The 18,827-nt window shown below is 64.3% G+C and carries 17 protein-coding genes; 9 read left to right on the top strand and 8 right to left on the bottom strand.

Translation table 11 applies throughout. The features are described from left to right. Positions 1–17: 17 nt before the first annotated feature. Positions 18–152: a hypothetical protein gene (locus RUH75_RS00585; protein WP_313801110.1), complete on the top strand. Its 135-nt coding sequence runs from the start codon at positions 18–20 to the stop codon at positions 150–152. Positions 153–157: 5 nt separating this feature from the next. Here RUH75_RS00585 and RUH75_RS00580 read toward each other — a convergent pair whose 3' ends face one another. Further along, positions 158–1,939, bottom strand: a complete 1,782-nt coding sequence (locus tag RUH75_RS00580) for an aminopeptidase P family protein (protein ID WP_313801108.1) — start codon at positions 1,937–1,939, stop codon at positions 158–160. 94 nt (positions 1,940–2,033) lie between these two features. Between RUH75_RS00580 and RUH75_RS00575 the strand changes: the two genes are divergently transcribed. Beyond that, entirely contained in the window at positions 2,034–4,109 is a 2,076-nt protein-coding gene (locus tag RUH75_RS00575; protein ID WP_313801107.1) for a S9 family peptidase, read from the top strand. After that, positions 4,109–4,504, top strand: coding sequence for an acyl-CoA thioesterase (locus RUH75_RS00570; RefSeq protein ID WP_313801106.1), 396 nt, complete (start codon positions 4,109–4,111; stop codon positions 4,502–4,504). Before RUH75_RS00575 ends, RUH75_RS00570 begins: the two co-directional genes overlap by 1 nt. 51 nt (positions 4,505–4,555) lie before the next feature. Here RUH75_RS00570 and RUH75_RS00565 read toward each other — a convergent pair whose 3' ends face one another. From RUH75_RS00565 to RUH75_RS00540, 6 genes are all read right to left on the bottom strand, one after another. Next, positions 4,556–5,539, bottom strand: a complete 984-nt coding sequence (locus RUH75_RS00565; RefSeq protein ID WP_313801104.1) for a TerC family protein — start codon at positions 5,537–5,539, stop codon at positions 4,556–4,558. A 365-nt stretch (positions 5,540–5,904) separates the two neighbouring features. Further along, positions 5,905–7,773, bottom strand: coding sequence for an ABC transporter ATP-binding protein/permease (locus RUH75_RS00560; protein WP_313801103.1), 1,869 nt, complete (start codon positions 7,771–7,773; stop codon positions 5,905–5,907). Positions 7,774–7,870: 97 nt separating this feature from the next. Further along, positions 7,871–8,710: a 2,3,4,5-tetrahydropyridine-2,6-dicarboxylate N-succinyltransferase gene (gene dapD, locus RUH75_RS00555; RefSeq protein WP_313801102.1), complete on the bottom strand. Its 840-nt coding sequence runs from the start codon at positions 8,708–8,710 to the stop codon at positions 7,871–7,873. Then, positions 8,707–9,378, bottom strand: coding sequence for a pyrimidine 5'-nucleotidase (locus tag RUH75_RS00550; protein ID WP_313801100.1), 672 nt, complete (start codon positions 9,376–9,378; stop codon positions 8,707–8,709). Before RUH75_RS00550 ends, dapD begins: the two co-directional genes overlap by 4 nt. A gap of 43 nt (positions 9,379–9,421) precedes the next feature. Next, entirely contained in the window at positions 9,422–10,300 is an 879-nt protein-coding gene (locus RUH75_RS00545; protein ID WP_313801098.1) for a TIGR00730 family Rossman fold protein, read from the bottom strand. Positions 10,301–10,341: 41 nt separating this feature from the next. Then, complete coding sequence (locus tag RUH75_RS00540; protein ID WP_313801286.1) at positions 10,342–11,037, bottom strand: extensin family protein; 696 nt, start codon at positions 11,035–11,037, stop codon at positions 10,342–10,344. A 160-nt stretch (positions 11,038–11,197) separates the two neighbouring features. Between RUH75_RS00540 and RUH75_RS00535 the strand changes: the two genes are divergently transcribed. From RUH75_RS00535 to RUH75_RS00510, 6 genes are all read left to right on the top strand, one after another. Next, positions 11,198–12,358 (top strand): phosphoserine transaminase, encoded by a 1,161-nt coding sequence (locus RUH75_RS00535; protein WP_313801096.1) that lies wholly within the window; start codon positions 11,198–11,200, stop codon positions 12,356–12,358. A 129-nt stretch (positions 12,359–12,487) separates the two neighbouring features. Further along, the gene (gene serA, locus RUH75_RS00530) at positions 12,488–14,068 is read left to right on the top strand and encodes a phosphoglycerate dehydrogenase (protein ID WP_313801095.1); all 1,581 of its coding nucleotides are present in this window, start codon (positions 12,488–12,490) and stop codon (positions 14,066–14,068) included. A gap of 48 nt (positions 14,069–14,116) precedes the next feature. Further along, positions 14,117–15,247 (top strand): ATP phosphoribosyltransferase regulatory subunit, encoded by a 1,131-nt coding sequence (locus tag RUH75_RS00525; RefSeq protein WP_313801094.1) that lies wholly within the window; start codon positions 14,117–14,119, stop codon positions 15,245–15,247. Positions 15,248–15,380: 133 nt separating this feature from the next. After that, the gene (locus tag RUH75_RS00520) at positions 15,381–16,670 is read left to right on the top strand and encodes an adenylosuccinate synthase (RefSeq protein WP_313801093.1); all 1,290 of its coding nucleotides are present in this window, start codon (positions 15,381–15,383) and stop codon (positions 16,668–16,670) included. Positions 16,671–16,675: 5 nt separating this feature from the next. Next, the gene (locus RUH75_RS00515; protein ID WP_313801092.1) at positions 16,676–16,858 is read left to right on the top strand and encodes a hypothetical protein; all 183 of its coding nucleotides are present in this window, start codon (positions 16,676–16,678) and stop codon (positions 16,856–16,858) included. Positions 16,859–16,916: 58 nt separating this feature from the next. Continuing rightward, positions 16,917–17,483 carry an NAD(P)H-dependent oxidoreductase gene (locus RUH75_RS00510; RefSeq protein ID WP_313801090.1) on the top strand — a complete coding sequence of 189 codons (567 nt, stop codon included), beginning with the start codon at positions 16,917–16,919 and terminating at the stop codon, positions 17,481–17,483. Between the two features lie 28 nt (positions 17,484–17,511). Here RUH75_RS00510 and RUH75_RS00505 read toward each other — a convergent pair whose 3' ends face one another. Then, complete coding sequence (locus RUH75_RS00505; protein WP_313801088.1) at positions 17,512–18,801, bottom strand: dicarboxylate/amino acid:cation symporter; 1,290 nt, start codon at positions 18,799–18,801, stop codon at positions 17,512–17,514. Positions 18,802–18,827: the final 26 nt, after the last annotated feature.

The following is an 18,827-nucleotide window of genomic DNA, read 5'->3' as shown; positions in this document are numbered from 1 at the left end:
TTGCTTAAAGCACGCTCATGACAGATGGTCAGGACGAACGAAAAGAGCGGCTGGCGCAGGCGCTGCGCAACAATTTGCGCCGCCGGAAAGCGCAGGCGCGCGAATCGCGGGACACGGAAACCCCCCCGCATCCGGAGGACGCCAGGGGGTAGTCCACTCAGAGAGGCGCGCAGGCCGCTTCCAGCCAGTCGAGCGCCGCGCCCTCAAGCTGCGGCCCGACAACCTCCAGCACCTTGGCGTGATAGGCGTCCAGCCACGCGCGCTCCTCCCTCGTCAGCAACTCCACCGCGATCGCATGACGGTCGATCGGCGCGAAGGTCAGCGTCTCGAACCCCAGCATCTCGCGCTCGGCGCCCGGCACGTCGCGCGCCTCCACCAGCACCAGATTCTCGATCCGGATGCCATATTCGCCGGTTTTATAATAGCCCGGCTCGTTGGAAAGGATCATGCCCGGCTGCAACGCCTCATCCCCGCCGCCAAAGGTCGCGATCCGCTGCGGCCCCTCATGCACCGACAGGAAACTGCCGACGCCATGGCCGGTGCCATGGGCATAATCCAGCCCTTCGGCCCAGAGGAACTGCCGCGCCAGCACGTCCAGCTGCCCGCCGCGCGTGCCCTTCGGGAACTGCGCCCGGCCGAGCGCGATATGGCCCTTCAGCACCAGCGTGAAGCGGCGCTTCATCTCTTCGGTCGGCGTGCCGATGGCGATGGTGCGCGTCACGTCGGTGGTGCCGTCGCGATATTGCCCGCCCGAATCGACCAGATAGAGGCTGCCCGGCTCGATGGGGCGATTGGTCTTTTCCTCCGCCCGGTAATGCACGACCGCGCCATTCGGCCCAGCGCCGGAAATGGTGTCGAAGGACAGGTCCTCCAACAGTCCCGTCTCCTTGCGGAACGCCTCCAGCCTTGCCGCCGCGCTGAGTTCATCGACGCCGCCTCCTGCCGCCTCGACCGCGATCCAGTGCAGGAACCGGCTGAGCGCCGCCCCATCGCGCGCCTGCGCCGCCTTGTGCCCGGCAATCTCGACCGGGTTCTTCACCGCCTTGGGCAGCACCGCCGGATCGCGCAGGGAAAGCACCGTCGCCCCGCCCGCGTCCAGCGCCTCGAAAATCGCCGCCACCGCCCGTTCCGGATCGGCCGCCACGGTCTTCCCCGCAAATTGCGTCAGCGCCTGGGCGAACCGGCTCCTGTCATGCACCTGCACGGCATTGCCCAGATGCTTCACCACCGCCTCATCGATCTTCTCCGGCGCGACATAAAGGTCCGCCGTCGCATCGGCATGAACGATCGCATAGGCGAGCGCCACCGGCGTCCGCTCCACATCCTTGCCCCGGATGTTGAACGTCCAGGCCAGCGAATCCAGCGCCGACAGCACCGCCGCATCGGCATGCTTCGCCGTCAGCCAGTCGGCCATGGCCTGCCGCTTCTCCGCCGCCGGCTGCCCGGCATAGCGGTCCTCATGCACCACCAGCTTGGCGTCGCTGGGCGCCGGACGATCCGGCCACACCGCATCGACCGGATTGGTGTCGACCGCCACCAGCTCCGCTCCACGCTCGGCCAGCGCCTCGCTCGCCGCCTTCACCCAGGCGCGGGTGTGCAGCCAGGGATCGTAACCGATCCGCCCGTCCACCGGCGCATGATCGCCCAGCCACGCCGCCACGGAGGTCTGCGGCACGCTCTCATATTGCCAATGCGCCCCATCCACCTGTTCGCGCACCTGCAACGTATAGCGCCCATCCACGAAGATCGCGGCTTCCTCCGGCAGCACGACCGCGCTCCCCGCCGACCCCTGAAACCCCGTCAGCCACGCCAGCCGCTGGGCATAGGCGCCGACATATTCGCTCATATGCTCATCGGTCAGCGGCACGACGAAACCATCCAGCCGGTCCCGCGCCAGTTGCGCGCGCAAGGCCTTCAGGCGGTCTTCATAAGTGGACATTGCGGTTCCCTTGGATCAAACGGCCCTCTTGCATAGGGCGCCATGCGTCCAACATAAGCAGACCAAGGCACTTACGCCAGCATCAGGACCCTGAATGACCGCTTCGAACCCCTTGTCTCTTAGTGGGCCTCCCAAAGCCGAACTCCGCGCGCACAGCTTCACCCATCACGGCATCACGGTGGAAGACCCCTATGCCTGGCTGCGCGACCCCGGCTATCCGGAGGTGAAGGACAAGGACGTGCTGTCCTATCTGAAGGAGGAGAACGCCTTTTTCGAAGCCGCGATGCAGCCGCACAAGGCGCTCACCGACGCGCTGTTCGAGGAAATGAAGGGCCGCATCAAGGAAGATGACAGTTCCGTCCCGCAGAAGGACGGCGACTATATCTACTGGCGCGCCTTTGAGGTCGGCGCCCAATATCGCAAATGGTACCGCAAGCCTGTCGCCGGCGGCGAGGATCAGCTCATCCTCGACGAACCTGCCCTTGCGGAAGGCCATGACTATTTCCGCCTCGGCGCCATGTCGGTCAGCCCGGATGGCCGCTATCTCGCTTATGCGATCGACAATAATGGCTCGGAACGGTTCGAGGCGCGGATCAAGGACCTCGCCACCGGCGAAATCCTGCCCGAAATCATCCCCGACACCCTGTCCTCGCTGGTCTGGACCAGCAACAGCAAGGGGCTGCTTTATGGCATCGCCAATGACCAGTGGCGGACCGACAACGCGCGGCTCCACTGGCTGGGTCAGCCCGTCGAATCCGACATCGAACTCTTCCATGAGGATGATGAAGGCTTCCGCGTCTCGGTCGGCCTCACCTCCTCGGAAAAATGGATCGTCATCGCCACCGGCGACCATGTGACGACCGAAGCCTGGCTGCTCCCCGCGGACAATCCCACGGCGGAACCGCTGCTGGTCGCGGCCCGCCGGCCCGGCCGGGAATATGAGGTCGATGAGCATGAGGGCACGCTCTACATCCGCACCAATGATACCCACCCCAATTTCCGGCTGGTGAAGGCGACGCTGGAACAGCCGGATCAATGGGATGAGGTGATCGCCTCGGACCCGCATTTCTACCTTACCGACTTCACCCTGTTCAAAGGCTTCTACGTCACCGAAGGGCGGCAGGACGGCCTCGACCAGATCGAGCTGCGCGACTACGCGACCCATGAGCCCAAACGCATCCCCTTCCCGGAAGCCAGCTATTCCGCGTCGCTCGACGACAATCCGGAATATGACGTGACCAAGCTGCGTATCGGCTATGAATCGATGGTCACGCCCGATACCATCTACGACTATCATCTGGCGACGGGCGAACTCGAAGTCCTGAAAGTCCAGGAAATCCCCTCCGGTTATGACGCCACCCGCTACGCCACGGAGCGGCTGATGGTGCCCGCCCGCGACGGCACGCAAATCCCGGTGTCCATCGTCTATCCCAGGGACCTTCCCCGCGACGGCAGCGCCCCCCTCAGCCTTTATGGCTATGGCGCTTACGGCATCGCGATGGAGCCGGGCTTCTCCACCAGCCGCCTGTCGCTGCTGGATCGCGGCTTCGCCTTCGCGCTCGCCCATATCCGGGGCGGCGACGATCTCGGCCAGCAATGGTATCTCGACGGCAAGCTCGACAAGCGCGCCAACAGCTTCACCGACTTCGTGGATGTGGCCAGGGGCCTGATCGAGCGGGGCTACACGGCAAAGGGCAGGATCGGCATCTCCGGCGGCTCGGCGGGCGGCGAGCTGATGGGCGCGGTCATCAATAGCGATCCCGACCTGTGGGGCGCGGTGGTGGCGCATGTGCCCTTCGTCGATGTCCTCAACACCATGCTGGACGAAACGCTGCCGCTGACGCCGGGCGAATGGCCGGAATGGGGCAACCCGATCGAGGACAGGACGGCGTTCGAAACGATCCGGTCCTACGACCCCTACAGCAATGTCAGCGCGCAGGCCTATCCACCGCTAATGGTCACGGCGGGCCTCAACGACCCCCGCGTCACCTATTGGGAACCGGCCAAATGGGTGGCCAAACTGCGCGATACCAAGACCGACAGCAACATCCTGATCCTGAAAACCAACATGGGCGCAGGCCATGGCGGCAAGTCGGGCCGCTTCGAAAGCCTCCACGAAACGGCGGAGGAGTTTGCCTTCATCCTCTGGCAGCTGGGCGTGGCCGACTGATGCCCTCCACCTACACTTGCGCGTTCACCGCCGGCCCCGAGCATATCGATGTCCTCGGCCATGTGAACAACGCCGTCTGGGTCCGGTGGATGGAGCAGGTCGCCACCGACCACTGGACCCGTGACGCGGACCCGGCGCATGTCGACGCCTATGTCTGGGTCGTGACCCGCCATGAGATCGACTATCGCGGCAATGTGCAAGAGGGCGAAACCGTCACCGCCCGCACCTGGATACCGCAGGGGCCACGCGGCGCCCGCTTCGACCGGCACATGGAATTCACCGGCCCCGACGGCAAGGTGAAGGTCGCGGCCAAATCCACCTGGGCGATCATCGACCGGGAAACGGGCCGCATCCTCCGGGTTCCCCCGGAAGTCGCGGCGCCCTTTCTCGATTAGGGTGATTGCGAGCCAGATGGCATCATCTGGCGGCTCGGAAATCTAATGACTCTAAGCCAGCCGCCGCTCCTCCTGCCTCGTCTTCCACAGCGACCAGCCCACCCCCGCGCCGATCAGGGCAAAGGTGACGCCCAGACTCAGCACCGGCGGGAACTTGCCTCCATCCAGCAAAAAGTCCGCGACGAAGATCTTGGTGCCGATGAACACCAGAATCGCCGCCAGCGCATATTTGAGGTAATGGAAGCGATGCACCATCGCCGCCAGCGCGAAATACAGCGCCCGAAGCCCTAATATCGCCATCACATTCGACGTATAGACGATGAAGGTATCGGTCGTGATCGCGAAGATCGCAGGCACGCTGTCCACCGCGAAGACCAGATCGGCGAAGTTGATCACCACCAGCGCTAGCAGCAGGGGCGTCGCCGCCAGCACCATTTTCCCCTTCTTCGGGTCCTCCATGCGCGCGAAGAAATGTTCGCCATGCAGTTGCGGCGTCACCCGCATATGCTTCGAAATAAAGCGGATCGCTGGATGATTGCCTACATCCATCGGCGTGTCGCCCGCGACCATCATCTTGATCCCGGTGAAAATCAGGAAGGCGGCGAACAGGTACAGCACCCAATAGGCCTGATGCAGCAGCATCGCCCCGCCCGCGATCATCAACCCGCGCAGCACGATCACCCCGATGATGCCCCACAGCAGCGCGCGATACTGATATTTCGCTGGAATCGCGAAATAGGAGAAGATCAGGCTGATGACGAAGACGTTGTCGATCGACAGCGCCTTCTCGATGAAGAAGCCGGTGAAATATTGCATCCCCGGTTCCGGCCCGCGCACGAACCAGACCCAGCCGCCGAAAAGCATCGCGATGCTAATGTAGAAGAGGGAGAGCTTCAGGCTCTCCCTGATGCCGATTTCCTTATTCTCCTTGTGCAGGAAACCCAGGTCGAACGCCGTCAGCGCCACCACGATGGCGAAAAAGGCAAGCCAGAACCAGGCCGGTGTCCCCAGCCAGTCCATAAAGAGAAATTCCATGGGATAGCTCCTCTTTCAACAACAAAGGTTGATCGGAGAATCCGCCGCGAAGAAGGGGATGGTTTGCGCCAGGCCGTCAGTCGCACCGGAATGTCCGATGCGGTCCGACATCACGCGCTGCATGGAGATCAGCGCGCCAGAGGGGCCCGGTCCGCGAAGGGGAGGATAAGGGGGAAAGCCGGAAAAATCAACCGTGCGGCCTTTCCGACGCGCCAACCGTGCCCCGTCCGGGTTGAGCCTATTTTCTCCTGTCCTACAGCCGCCCAGATAAGCTATGCCCGCCCCGGCTCTTTGAACTGTAGGAACATCCGGCAAAACCGCGCTTTCCCGCACATCTCTGTCGTGTCACCTATGTCACCCGGATCCTATCGGGTGACGGACAGGTCCACCACCTCGAACATGTCGTCGATCCTTGGTCCGGTTCCCGGCTCGACCGCCATATCGTCCCGCTCGGTCGCCTGCCGCGTCCACATGGCGGCATAAAGCCCATCGGCCCGGACCAGATCGCCATGCCGCCCGCGCTCGACGATGCGGCCCTGTTCCAGCACGATGATCTCATCGGCATCGACCACGGTGGACAGCCGATGCGCGACGATCAGGGTGGTCCGCTTGCGCGAAATGTTGCGCAGCACGTCCTGTATCTCCGTCTCGGTCCGGCTGTCGAGCGCGCTGGTGGCCTCGTCCAGCACCAGAACCGGCGGGTCCTTCAGCAGTGTCCGGGCAATCGCCACCCGCTGCTTCTCCCCGCCGGAGAGCTTGAGGCCCCGCTCTCCGACCCGCGAGGCATAGCCCTGCGGCAGCCCCAGGATGAAGTCGTGGATGGAGGCTGCCCGGGCTGCCTCCTCGATCTCGGCCTGCGTCGCGCCCGCCCGGCCATAGCCGATATTATAGCCGACCGTGTCGTTGAACAGCACCATGTCCTGCGGCACGATCCCGATGGCCGAACGCAGCGACTCCTGCGTGACCTGCGCGATGTCCTGCCCGTCGATCAGGATGCGCCCGCCCTGAATGTCGTAGAATCGGAACAGCAGCCGCGCGATGGTCGACTTGCCCGCGCCCGAAGGCCCGACAATCGCCAGCGTCTTGCCCGCCGGCACGGTGAAACTCACGCCATGCAATATCTCGCGCTCGGGATCATAGCCGAAATGGACATGGTCGAAGCGCACCTCGCCTGCCTCGACATGCAGCATCGGCGCGCCCGGCGCGTCGGCAATCTCCGCTTCCGTATCGATCAGCTTGTACATCGCCTCCATATCGATCAGCCCCTGCCGGATCGTGCGATAGACCATGCCGAGCAGGTCGAGCGGCCGGAAAAGCTGGCTCAGCAGCGTGTTCACCAGCACCACGTCGCCGGTCGAGAACTGCCCTTGGCTCCACCCCCAGACGGTATAGCCCATGGCTCCCGCCATCATCAGGTTGGTGATCAGCGACTGGCCGATATTCAGCCAGGCGAGACTGTTCTCCGACTTCACCGCCGCATCGGCATAGCGCCGCATCGCCTTGGCATAGCGCGCCGCCTCGCGCTCCTCGGCGCCGAAATATTTGACCGTCTCGAAATTCAGCAGGCTGTCGACGGCATGGGCGACGGCATTGGTGTCCATGTCCACCATGTCGCGGCGGAGCTGGTTGCGCCATTCGGTGATGGTCCGGGTGAACCAGATATAGAGCCCCACCATCACCAGCGTCGCCGCGACCAGCCCGGGGCCGAATTTCACGAAGAAGATGACGCAGACCGCCGCCAGTTCCAGCACCGTCGGCGCGATGTTGAAAAGCAGGAAATAGAGCATCGTGTCGATGCTCTTCGTGCCGCGTTCAACGATCTTGGTGACGGCGCCCGTGCGCCGGTCGAGATGGAAGCGCAGCGAAAGCCGATGCAGATGCACGAACACATCGTCGGCCAGCCGCCGCCCGGCTTCCTGTCCAACCCGCTCGAAAATGGCGTTGCGCAGATTGTCGAACAGTACGCTGCCGAAGCGCGCGCCCGCATAGGCAACGACCAGCGCGACGGCGAGGCTGGCGCCGGACTCCATGCCCGGCGCCATCCGGTCGATCGCGCCCTTATAGGCGAAGGGCATGGCGAGGCTGACGACCTTGGCGACCAGCACCAGGGCCATGGCGATAACGACCCGCCGCCGCAGGGCAGGGGCATCGGCAGGCCAGAGATAGGGGAAAAAGCGCCGCATCGTCGCCCAGACGGGCGGAAGGGGCGAATTGTCAGGCGTCGATGGCGGCATGGGGGTTATGTAGGGCTTCTAGCCGCCGCTATCCAGTCAGAGAACAACAACGTGCTCCTGCCTGCGCAGGAGCACGCAGCTCTTTTTCCGCAGGCGCTTAATCCCGCAGCAGTTCGTTGATCCCGGTCTTGGACCGCGTCTGCGCGTCCACCCGCTTCACGATCACCGCGCAATAGAGGCTCGGTCCCGGCGTGCCGTCGGGCAGCGGCTTGCCGGGCAGCGAGCCGGGAACGACCACAGAATAGGGCGGCACTTCACCGATGAACACTTCGCCGGTGGTGCGGTCGACAATCTTGGTCGACATGCCGATGAACACGCCCATCGACAACACCGATCCCTTGCCGATGCGCACGCCTTCCACGACTTCCGAACGGGCGCCGATGAAGCAGTCATCCTCGATGATCACCGGATCGGCCTGCAACGGCTCCAGCACGCCGCCGATGCCGACGCCGCCCGACAGGTGCACGTTCTTGCCGATCTGGGCGCAGCTGCCCACCGTCACCCAGGTGTCGACCATCGTGCCCTCATCGACGAAGGCGCCGATGTTGACGAAGCTCGGCATCAGTATGACATTCTTGGCGATATGCGCGCCTGCACGGGCGAAGCTGCCCGGCACCGCGCGAAAACCGGCAGCGCGGAAAGCGGTCTCGTCCCAACCGGCGAACTTGGAGGGCACCTTGTCCCACCAATGACCCGCGCCCGGGCCATTGTCGATCATGGCGTTGTCGTTCAGGCGGAAGGACAGCAGCACAGCCTTCTTCGCCCACTGGTTGACCTGCCAGCCGCCAGCGGTCGGCTCGGCGACGCGCAGTTCGCCCTTGTCCAGCAACGCCAGCGCCTTGTCGACGGCCTGACGGACTTCGCCCTGGGTCTGGAGATTGACATTGGCCCGGTCATCCCAGGCGGCGTCGATGGTCGCGATCAGTTCGTTGCTCATGGCTGTTCCCCAAAGATATCCGCCAGAAACGGCGTCAGATGGTCGGTTTCGAAATCGATGAAATCGGGATGATGTTCGTGATTGCCCGCTTCCGAGCCGTTATTGACCCAGATGGTGGTCATGCCGATCGCCTTGGCCGGGCGCAGATTGCGCGCCATGTCCTCGAAAAAGGCGGCGCGAACCGGATCGACATGGTGGACGCGGCACAGCTCCGCATAGCCCGACGGATCGGGCTTCGGAATATATTGGCAGGCGTGGATGTCGTGGATCAGCTCGAACGCGCCGGTAAGGCCCAGTCTGTCCAGAACCCGCGTGGCATAAGCGCCGTCGCCATTGGTGAAGATCAGCCGCCGCCCCGGCAGCGCGGCGATATGGGCATTGAGCGCCTGGTCTACCTCCAGCCGGTCCATCGAAATGTCGTGGACATAGTCGAGGAAGGCATGCGGCTCGATCCCATGATGGTGCATCAGGCCGGACAGCGTCGTGCCGTGCTCCAGAAAATAGCGTTTCTGCGTCTGCTTCGCGATGGCCGGATCGCAGCCGAGCAGGCCCTGGATGAATTCCCCCATCTTCACGTCGATCAGGGCAAACAGGTCCGCCTTCGCCGGGTAGAGCGTATTGTCCAGATCGAAGATCCAGGTATCGACATGGGCGAGATCAGCGCGCATGGCCGCGCCCTAGTCCTCCCCGAAGGCAAGGGCAAGGGCGGCGTTACCCGCAGCCGGGCGCTGCGCTGTCCTGATAGAAGGTCTGCACCGCATCCCACGCGTCCTCGGCCGTCTCCACCCAGGTCAGCAGGTTGAGGTCCGACGGCGAGATCACCCCTTCGTCCGCCAGCGCCTCGAAATCCACCACTCGCGTCCAGAAATCCTTGCCGAACAGCAGCACGGGAATCGGCTTCATCTTGCCGGTCTGGATCAGCGTCAGCAGCTCGAACATCTCATCGAACGTGCCGAAGCCACCGGGAAACACCGCCAAGGCTCGTGCCCGCAGCAGGAAGTGCATCTTGCGCAGGGCGAAATAGTGGAACTGGAAGCTCAGCTCCGGCGTGACGAAGCGGTTGGGCGCCTGCTCATGCGGCAGCACGATGTTCATGCCGATGGTGGAGGCGCCCACGTCCGCCGCGCCGCGATTGGCCGCCTCCATGATCGAAGGCCCGCCGCCCGAGCAGACGACGAAGTGACGGCATCCGACCTCATTCACCGGATATTGCGCCGCGATCCGGGCCAGCTTGCGCGCTTCTTCATAGTAGCGGGCTTTTTTGCCCAGATTTTCGGCGATGCGTTTCTGTTCCGGCGTCGTTGCGGCGTCGATCCGCGCCTGCGCCTGTTCCGGTTCGGGAATTCGCGCGGAGCCGTAAAATACGAAGGTCGATTCGATCTTCGCCTCATCCATCAGCAATTGCGGTTTCAGCAATTCCAACTGGAACCGCACTGGCCTCAAATCCTCGCGCAACAGGAATTCGGTGTCCTGAAAGGCCAGGCGATAGGCGGTGCTGCTCGTTTGCGGTGTCTCCACCCCCTTGCGGGCATCGGCGGCTTCCTGCCGGGCGGGACGGAATTTGCGTTCTTCGATTTCTTTTCTGGTCATTTCCAGCAAGGTAGGATGCCAGGGCGGCAAAGCCAAGGCGCTTATCGGCAGAATCCCCCTTTGCCGCCCATATCAAAATGAAAATGGTCGTGATGCGCCGCGTTATAGTCGGGGCTGAGCACGGTGCGGAATCGCTTGCAGGCGCTGGCATGCACGATCTCCAGAAACTGGCGCGTCCGCTTGTCGCCGTTCCAGTCCCTTTCGATCGAAATCCGCCGCCCGTCGCTCAGCACGAAGGCGGACACGTCGATCGCATTGCTGTGCGCATGTTCGGACAGCTTCCCGCTGCCCGCGATGGGACGGCAACTATAGGTACCGAATGTCTCGATCTTCTCGATCTCCGCGCCCAGGATCAGCCGCGCGGCGGGCTGTACGCCATAGCGTGCCCAGGCCGCGAAATTGGCGGCGAGGCCGCAGGTCATGGCGCCCAGATTGGTCGCGGGCACGCCGATATCGAGCAGCTTGACACTGCCATAAGCGCTGCATCCGCCGCCGAAATTCTGGTCGGGCAGGGGGGTGAAGAGAACGGATTGCGACGTCAGTTTCGCCATGCACTGGCGCACCTCCATCGGCGGCGGCGCAACGGGACGCGCGGTCCTTGCCGGCTTCGAAGGCCGCTCCACCCGCCCACGCGGCACCAGATCGCCGCCGCAGCCCGTCAGCGCCAACATGGCCGCCGTCAGGGCCGCAAAGCCCATGCCGCGAAGGATCGCTTTCCCCCTTGCCCGCTCAAACATGAGGACAGTATTTACCACGTCCGGCTGACCCAAGGGTTAACGGCAACCTCCATTCGTCGTGTCCAGATATTCGGCTTGACTCTCCCGCCGGAGACTTTAGTTCGGCGGCCGGGCCACGCGGTCCCAACGCCGCGCGTGCTCTCTGTAAGGAGAAGCGTACATGACTGATATGATCGCCGCAGACGCCACTATTGCGCCTGCCGCCAAGCCCGCAACCCTGCCGGCTCGCCCCTATTTCTCTTCCGGTCCCTGCGCCAAGCCTCCGGGCTGGAGCGCCGACAAGCTGAGCGCTGAATCCCTCGGCCGCTCGCACCGTGCCAAGATCGGCAAGACCCGCCTCGCTTATTGCATCGACCTGATGCGCGAGCTGCTGAACCTGCCCGAAACCCACCGCATCGGCATCGTCCCCGGTTCCGACACCGGCGCCTTCGAAATGGCGATGTGGACCATGCTGGGTGCCCGCCCCGTCACGACGCTCGCTTGGGAGAGCTTCGGTGAAGGCTGGGTGACGGACGCCGCCAAGCAGCTGAAGCTCGATCCGACGATCATCCGGGCCGATTATGGCCAGCTGCCGGACCTCGGCACCGTCGATTTCTCGAACGATGTGCTGTTCACCTGGAACGGCACCACTTCGGGCGTGCGCGTGCCCAATGCCGACTGGATTCCGGCCGATCGCGAGGGGCTGACCTTCGCCGACGCCACCAGCGCGGTCTTCGCTTACGATATCGACTGGACCAAGATCGACGTCGCCACCTTCTCCTGGCAGAAGGTGCTGGGCGGTGAGGGCGGCCATGGCGTGCTGATCCTTGGCCCGCGCGCGGTCGAGCGTCTGGAAACCCACACCCCCGCATGGCCGTTGCCCAAGGTTTTCCGCCTGATGGCGAAGGGCAAGCTGGCTGAGGGCGTGTTCAAGGGCGAGACGATCAACACCCCGTCCATGCTGGCGGTCGAAGACGCGATCTTCGCGCTGGAATGGGGCAAGTCGCTGGGCGGCCTTTCCGGCCTGATCGCGCGCAGCAACGCCAATGCGGCGGCGCTGAACAGGATCGTCGAGGAGCGCGAATGGCTCGGTCATCTCGCCGCTGATGAGGCGACCCGATCGACCACCAGCGTCTGCCTGACCGTCGATGGTGCGGACGAAGCTTTCATCAAGAGCTTTGCGGCTCTGCTGGAGAAGGAAGGCGCCGCCTATGACGTCGCGGGCTATCGTGATGCCCCGGCGGGCCTGCGCATCTGGTGCGGCGCGACCGTCGAGGCGGCCGATATCGAAGCGCTGGGTCCGTGGCTCGACTGGGCCTACGCCACCGTCAAGGCTGCTTAACTTCTTATTTTACCGTCATTCCCGCGGAAGCGGGAACCCATCTCCCGACCGTCCCGCTTGACGCTTCTTATGGGAGATGGGTCCCCGCTTTCGCGGGGATGACGGGTGCATTTTCCAAAGGAAACCCAGATGCCCAAAGTCCTCATTTCCGACAAGATGGACCCCCGTGCCGCCGCGATCTTCCGTGAACGCGGCGTCGAAGTCGACGAAATCACCGGCAAGACCCCTGACGAGCTGAAGGCAATCATCGGCCAGTATGACGGCCTCGCCATCCGCAGCTCGACCAAGGTGACGAAGGATATTCTCGACCACGCCACCAACCTGAAGGTCATCGGCCGCGCAGGCATCGGCGTCGACAATGTCGACATTCCGGCGGCATCGGCCAAGGGCGTGATCGTCATGAACACCCCGTTCGGCAACTCGATCACCACTGCCGAACATGCCATCGCGCTGATGTTCGCGCTGGCCCGCCAGCTGCCCGAGGCCAATGCCCAGACGCAGCAGGGCCTGTGGCCGAAGAACGGCTTCATGGGCGTGGAAGTCACCGGCAAGACGCTCGGCCTGATCGGCGCAGGCAATATCGGCTCGATCGTCGCCAGCCGCGCGCTCGGCCTCAAGATGAAGGTCGTTGCCTTCGACCCCTTCCTGACCCCGGAACGCGCCGTCGAAATGGGCGTGGAAAAGGCCGATCTCGACACGCTGCTGGCGAAGGCCGACTTCATCACGCTGCACACGCCGCTGACCGACCAGACCCGCAACATTCTGAGCAAGGAAAATCTCGCCAAGACAAAGAAGGGCGTGCGCATCATCAACTGCGCCCGTGGCGGCCTGATCGACGAAGCCGCGCTCAAGGACGCGATGGAGGCAGGCCATGTCGCCGGTGCCGCCCTCGACGTGTTTGTGACCGAACCGGCGAAGGAATCGCCGCTGTTCGGCACGCCCAACTTCATCTGCACCCCGCATCTGGGCGCATCGACCGACGAAGCGCAGGTGAATGTCGCGCTTCAGGTGGCCGAACAGCTTTCGGACTATCTGCTCGACGGCGGCATCACCAATGCCCTCAACGTCCCGTCGCTGTCGGCTGAGGAAGCGCCCAAGCTTAAGCCCTATATGGCGCTGGCGGAGGAACTGGGCAGCCTGGTCGGCCAGCTCGAAGGCGACCGCATCCAGAGCGTCTCGGTCGAGGTCGAGGGCCATGCCGCCGAACTCAACCAGAAGCCGATCACCGCTGCGGTGCTGGCGGGGCTGATGCGCGTCTATTCGGATACGGTGAACATGGTCAACGCGCCCTTCCTGGCGAAGGAACGCGGCCTTGACGTGCGCGAAGTGCGTCATGACCGCGAGGGCGATTACCAGACCCTCGTCCGCGTGACGGTGAAAACGGAAGGCGGCGACAAGTCGGTCGCCGGCACCCTCTTCGGTCACTCGCAGCCGCGCCTGGTCGAGCTGTTCGGCATCAAGGTCGAGGCCGACCTCGCCGGGCACATGCTCTACATCGTCAATCAGGATGCGCCGGGTTTCATCGGCCGTCTGGGTTCGACGCTGGGTGAGGCGCAGGTCAATATCGGCACCTTCCACCTCGGCCGCCGCAATCAGGGCGGTGAAGCCGTGCTGCTGCTGTCGGTCGACGGCGCGGTGACCGAAGCGGTGCTGAAGGACATCTGCAACCTTGCCGGCGTCAAGACCGTGAAGCTGCTGCGCTTCGCCTAAGATGGTTCGGGCTGGCCTATTGCGTATAATCCGCTAAAGGGCCAGCCCATGACCATGATCCCGCCCGGCCTCCTCCCCGAAGGACTGTCAGACCGTCTGCCGCCCCAGGCAGAGGCTTCCGCGCGCCTGGCGCGTCGCGTGCTTGATACAGTCGCCACCCATGGTTATGAGCGCGTCATGCCGCCGCTCGCGGAGTTCGAGGACACGCTGGTCGGCCGCCTGAAATCAATGCGCGCGCAGGATCTTGTCCGCGCCATCGACCCCGTTTCCCAGCGAAGCCTGGCGCTCCGCCCTGACATGACCGCGCAGGTCGGCCGCATCGCCGCCACCCGCCTGGCGTCGGTGCCGCGTCCGCTGCGCCTCTCCTATGCCGGTCCGGTCATCCGCCTGCGTGCGAATCAGCTCCGCCCCGAACGCGAACGTCTGCAAGTCGGCGCCGAACTGGTCGGCAGCGACAGCGTCGCCGCAGCCGTGGAAATCGTGCATGTCGCCATCGAATCGCTGCAAGCGGCAGGCGTCACGGGCATCACCATTGACTTCACGCTGCCGGACCTGATCGACGGCCTTGCGGCAGGCCCGCTGCCCCTTGCGCCCGAAGAAATCGAAGCCGTCCGGACTGAACTCGACGCCAAGGATGCCGGTGCGCTCGTGGCGATCAGCCCGGCCGCCGCAGCGTATCTGCCGCTGATTGAAGCAACCGGCCCCTTCCACGCCGCGCTGGAACGGCTGGAGGCGCTCAACGCCCAGCTCGGCGGCGCTATCGACAGCCGTATCGCGGGCCTGCGCGCGATTGCCAAGCCGATCGGCTGGGACGTCACCCTGACGCTCGACCCGACCGAGCGCCATGGCTTCGAATATCAGAACTGGTTCGGCTTTTCGATCTTCGCGGACGGCTTCACCGGCGAGATCGGCCGGGGCGGCAGCTACGCCATCACCCGCGCCGATGGTTCCGACGAACCGGCCATGGGCTTCTCGCTCTACCCCGATCCGCTGATCGATGCGGGCTTTGGCAGCGAGGTGCCCAGGCGGCTCTTCCTGCCGCTGCATCATGATGCAGCCCGTGCGGCTGTGTTGCGTGCGCAAGGGTGGCACACCATTGCGGCGCTCACCCCGGATGAGAATGGCGAGGCGCTGCGTTGCACCCATTGGCTTGAAGGCGATGAGCCGCGCGCCTACTGACTTGACTAAAGGGGGCCAGCGCGGCTAACGCGCGCCCCGCAACAGGGCGACAAGCGCCCGATTTATCCCACCGGCATGCCGAGTCCCGTCGAAGGGCATGGCCGGTCCGCGCGGCGGGCGGAGGACTGTATCTGTGGCAAATGTGACCGTGATCGGCGCTCAGTGGGGCGACGAAGGCAAGGGCAAGATCGTCGACTGGCTGTCGGAACGCGCCGACGTCGTCGCCCGCTTCCAGGGCGGCCATAATGCCGGCCACACGCTGGTCGTGGGGGAGAAGGTCTACAAGCTCTCGCTGCTCCCATCGGGCATCGTGCGCGGCACATTGAGCGTGATCGGCAATGGCGTGGTGCTGGACCCCTGGCACTTCCGTGATGAAGTCGCCAAGCTGAAGGGGCAGGGTGTGGACATCACCCCGGAGAATCTCCAGATCGCGGAAACCTGCCCGCTGATCCTGCCCTTCCACCGCGACCTTGATGGCCTGCGCGAGGATGCGTCGGGCGCGGGCAAGATCGGCACCACCCGTCGCGGCATTGGTCCTGCCTATGAGGACAAGGTCGGCCGCCGCGCCATTCGCGTCTGCGACCTTGCCCATCTCGACGATCTGGGGCCTCAGCTCGACCGCCTGACCGCGCACCATGACGCGCTGCGCGCCGGGTTCAACGAAGCGCCGATCGACCGCGACGCGCTGATGGCGGACCTTCGCGACATCGCCAGCTTCATCCTGCCGTTCGTGAAGCCCGTCTGGCTGACGCTCAACAAGGCGAAGGCGGCGGGCCAGCGCATCCTGTTCGAAGGCGCGCAGGGCACGCTGCTCGACATCGACCATGGCACCTATCCCTTCGTCACCTCCTCCAACACGGTGGCGGGCACGGCGGCGAGCGGCACCGGTCTTGGCCCCAATGGCGCGGGCTTCGTGCTGGGCATCGTCAAGGCCTACACCACCCGCGTCGGCTCCGGTCCTTTCCCGACCGAGCAGGAAAATGACGTCGGCCAGCGTCTCGGTGAGCGCGGCCATGAATTCGGCACCGTCACCGGCCGCAAGCGCCGCTGCGGCTGGTTCGACGCCGTGCTGGTGCGCCAGTCGGTCGCGGTGTCGGGCGTCACCGGCATCGCGCTCACCAAGCTCGACGTGCTCGACGGTTTTGAGGAACTGAAGATCTGCGTCGGCTACAGGATCGGCGACCAGAGCTTCGATTACCTCCCCGCCCATGCGCAGGATCAGGCCAAGGCCGAGCCGGTCTATGAAAGCATCGAAGGCTGGCAGGACACCACGGCGGGCGCGCGCAGCTGGGCGGAACTCCCGGCGCAGGCGATCAAATATATCCGCCGTATCGAGGAGCTGATCGGCTGCCCGGTCACGCTCGTCTCCACCAGCCCCGAGCGCGAGGACACCATCCTCGTGCGCGATCCCTTCGCGGACTGATCGGCATGGCAGGCGACCGCTTCGAGCGCCACAAGCAGCCCTGGACAGCGGATGAGCTGCAAAAGCTCCACATGCTGGCGAAAAAGGGCATGGCGCTCAAGGCGATCGCCAAGGCCCTCACCCGCAGCGAGGAATCGGTGAAGGCCCGCGCCAAGCAGGACGGGCTGAACATCGCGAAGCTCCGCTAGGACTGGACGCCATCGAGCGTCGGTGCGACACTCCCTTAACCCATCAAGGGAGTTTGCCATGGCGCTCGACATCCTCGTCCTTTACGGCTCCTATCGCCGGGGCCGCCTCGGCATTCGTCTGGCCGATTATCTGATCAACGGCTTCCAGACCCTCGGTCATAAAGCCGAACTGATCGACGCCCAGGCGGTCGGCCTTCCCATGCTTGACCTGCGTTACAGCGATTATCCCGCCGGCGAAGCGCCTGCCGCCATGACGGCACTCTCCGAACGCCTCAGCGCTGCCGATGCATTCGTCTTCGTCGCGGGCGAATATAATCGCGGCGTGCAGCCGGGCCTGAAGAACCTTACCGACCATTTCCTCAAGGAATTCGATCGCCGCCCGGCCGGCATCGCCAGCTATTCGATGGGCCGCTATGCCGGGGTGAACAGCCATGCTGCCTGGACGGTGACGCTCAATGCCATGGGCATGACCGTTATTCCCGAGCGTCTCAGCGTCGGCCAGATCGGGGACACGCTGGATGCCGAAGCCCGGCCCCATGGCGAAAGCGGGGCGGCGCTGGAACGCGGCTTCGCCAGCTTTGCGCGCAGCCTGGCCTATTGGGGCGAGGCGGTGAAGAAGCCCTAAAGAAACCGTCGATCCACCGCGTCCGGCTTCAAACGGCCTGCCTCTCATCCGTCTCGCCAGCGGCGATCACCGTGGCCGCCACCAGATCGCCGGTCACGTTCAGCGTCGTGCGACACATGTCGAGAAAACGATCGACCCCCAGAACCAGTCCGATTCCTTCGGGCGGCACGCCCACCATCCCCAGGATCATCGCCACCACCGGCAGCGATCCGGCAGGCACCCCCGCCGTCCCGACACCGCCAAGGATGCACACGAACATCACCATCAACTGCTGCGTCCAGCTTAATTCGATCCCGAAAAACTGCGCGAGAAAGAGGACGGTAATCCCCTCGAACATCGCCGTGCCATTCTGATTGGCGGTTGCCCCGATGGTCAGCACGAAGCGCGCGATCCGCCGGGGCAGATGCAGTTTCTCCTCCGCTACCCGAATCGCCGTCGGCAGGGTGGCGTTGGAGGAAGCCGTGGCAAAGGCCATCATTGCAGCCTCCTGCACCGCGCCGAAGAAGCGCCAGGGCGATCGCCGTGCCAGCAGCGCGATCAGCAGCGAATAGACTCCGAACATCTGCAATCCCAAGGCGAGCAGCACTACCCCCACATAGGCGGACAGCCTTACCAGCAATTCCCAGCCGAATTGCGCGGCGAGATTGAACATGAAACAGGCGATGGCCAGCGGCGCGAGACGGATGATCAGCCCCATCAGCCGCATCGTCACCTCGAACAGTCCCTCCATGGCAGACAAGAGCAGCCGCGTCTGCTCGGTCTGCACCAGCACCAGCCCGATGCCGAAGAACAGGGCGAAGACCATCACCGCCAATATGTCGTTCGCGGCCATGGCCTTGATGATATTATCCGGCACGATGGCGATCAGCGCGTCCAGCCCCTTGGGCGTCTCCCCGCCGCGCGCCAATATCGCCTGCGCGCCCTGTCCCGCATGATCGAGCATCGCCCGCGCCTGCGCCGGATCGACCCCCGCGCCGGGCTTCAGCAGGTTCACGACCGTCAGGCTGATGGCCACCGCAATAGCCGACACGATCAGCGTATAGGCCAGCGTGCGCAGGCCCACCCGCCGCAGCGAGCGCATCTCCCCCATTTCCGCAATGCCCACGATCAACGCCGACATCAGCAGCGGAATGACCAGCATGAACAGCAGCCGCAGGAAAATCTGCCCGATCGGCCCGGTGACATAAGCGGTCACGCCGTCGACCCAGTTCGCCTCTGGCGCGGCGACATAGACCGCTAGCCCCAGCGTCAGCCCGATGCCGAAACCGGCAAGCATCTGCCATTGCAGGGCAAGCGGATTTCGCGCGTCCTTCGTCATGGCCTTTTCCGCTCCATGGGCCTCCA

The sequence above is a fragment of the Sphingobium sp. genome (genome assembly GCF_032153725.1).
In the GTDB taxonomy this organism is placed as follows: domain Bacteria; phylum Pseudomonadota; class Alphaproteobacteria; order Sphingomonadales; family Sphingomonadaceae; genus Sphingobium.
This window is presented reverse-complemented; position numbering and strand designations above follow the sequence as displayed.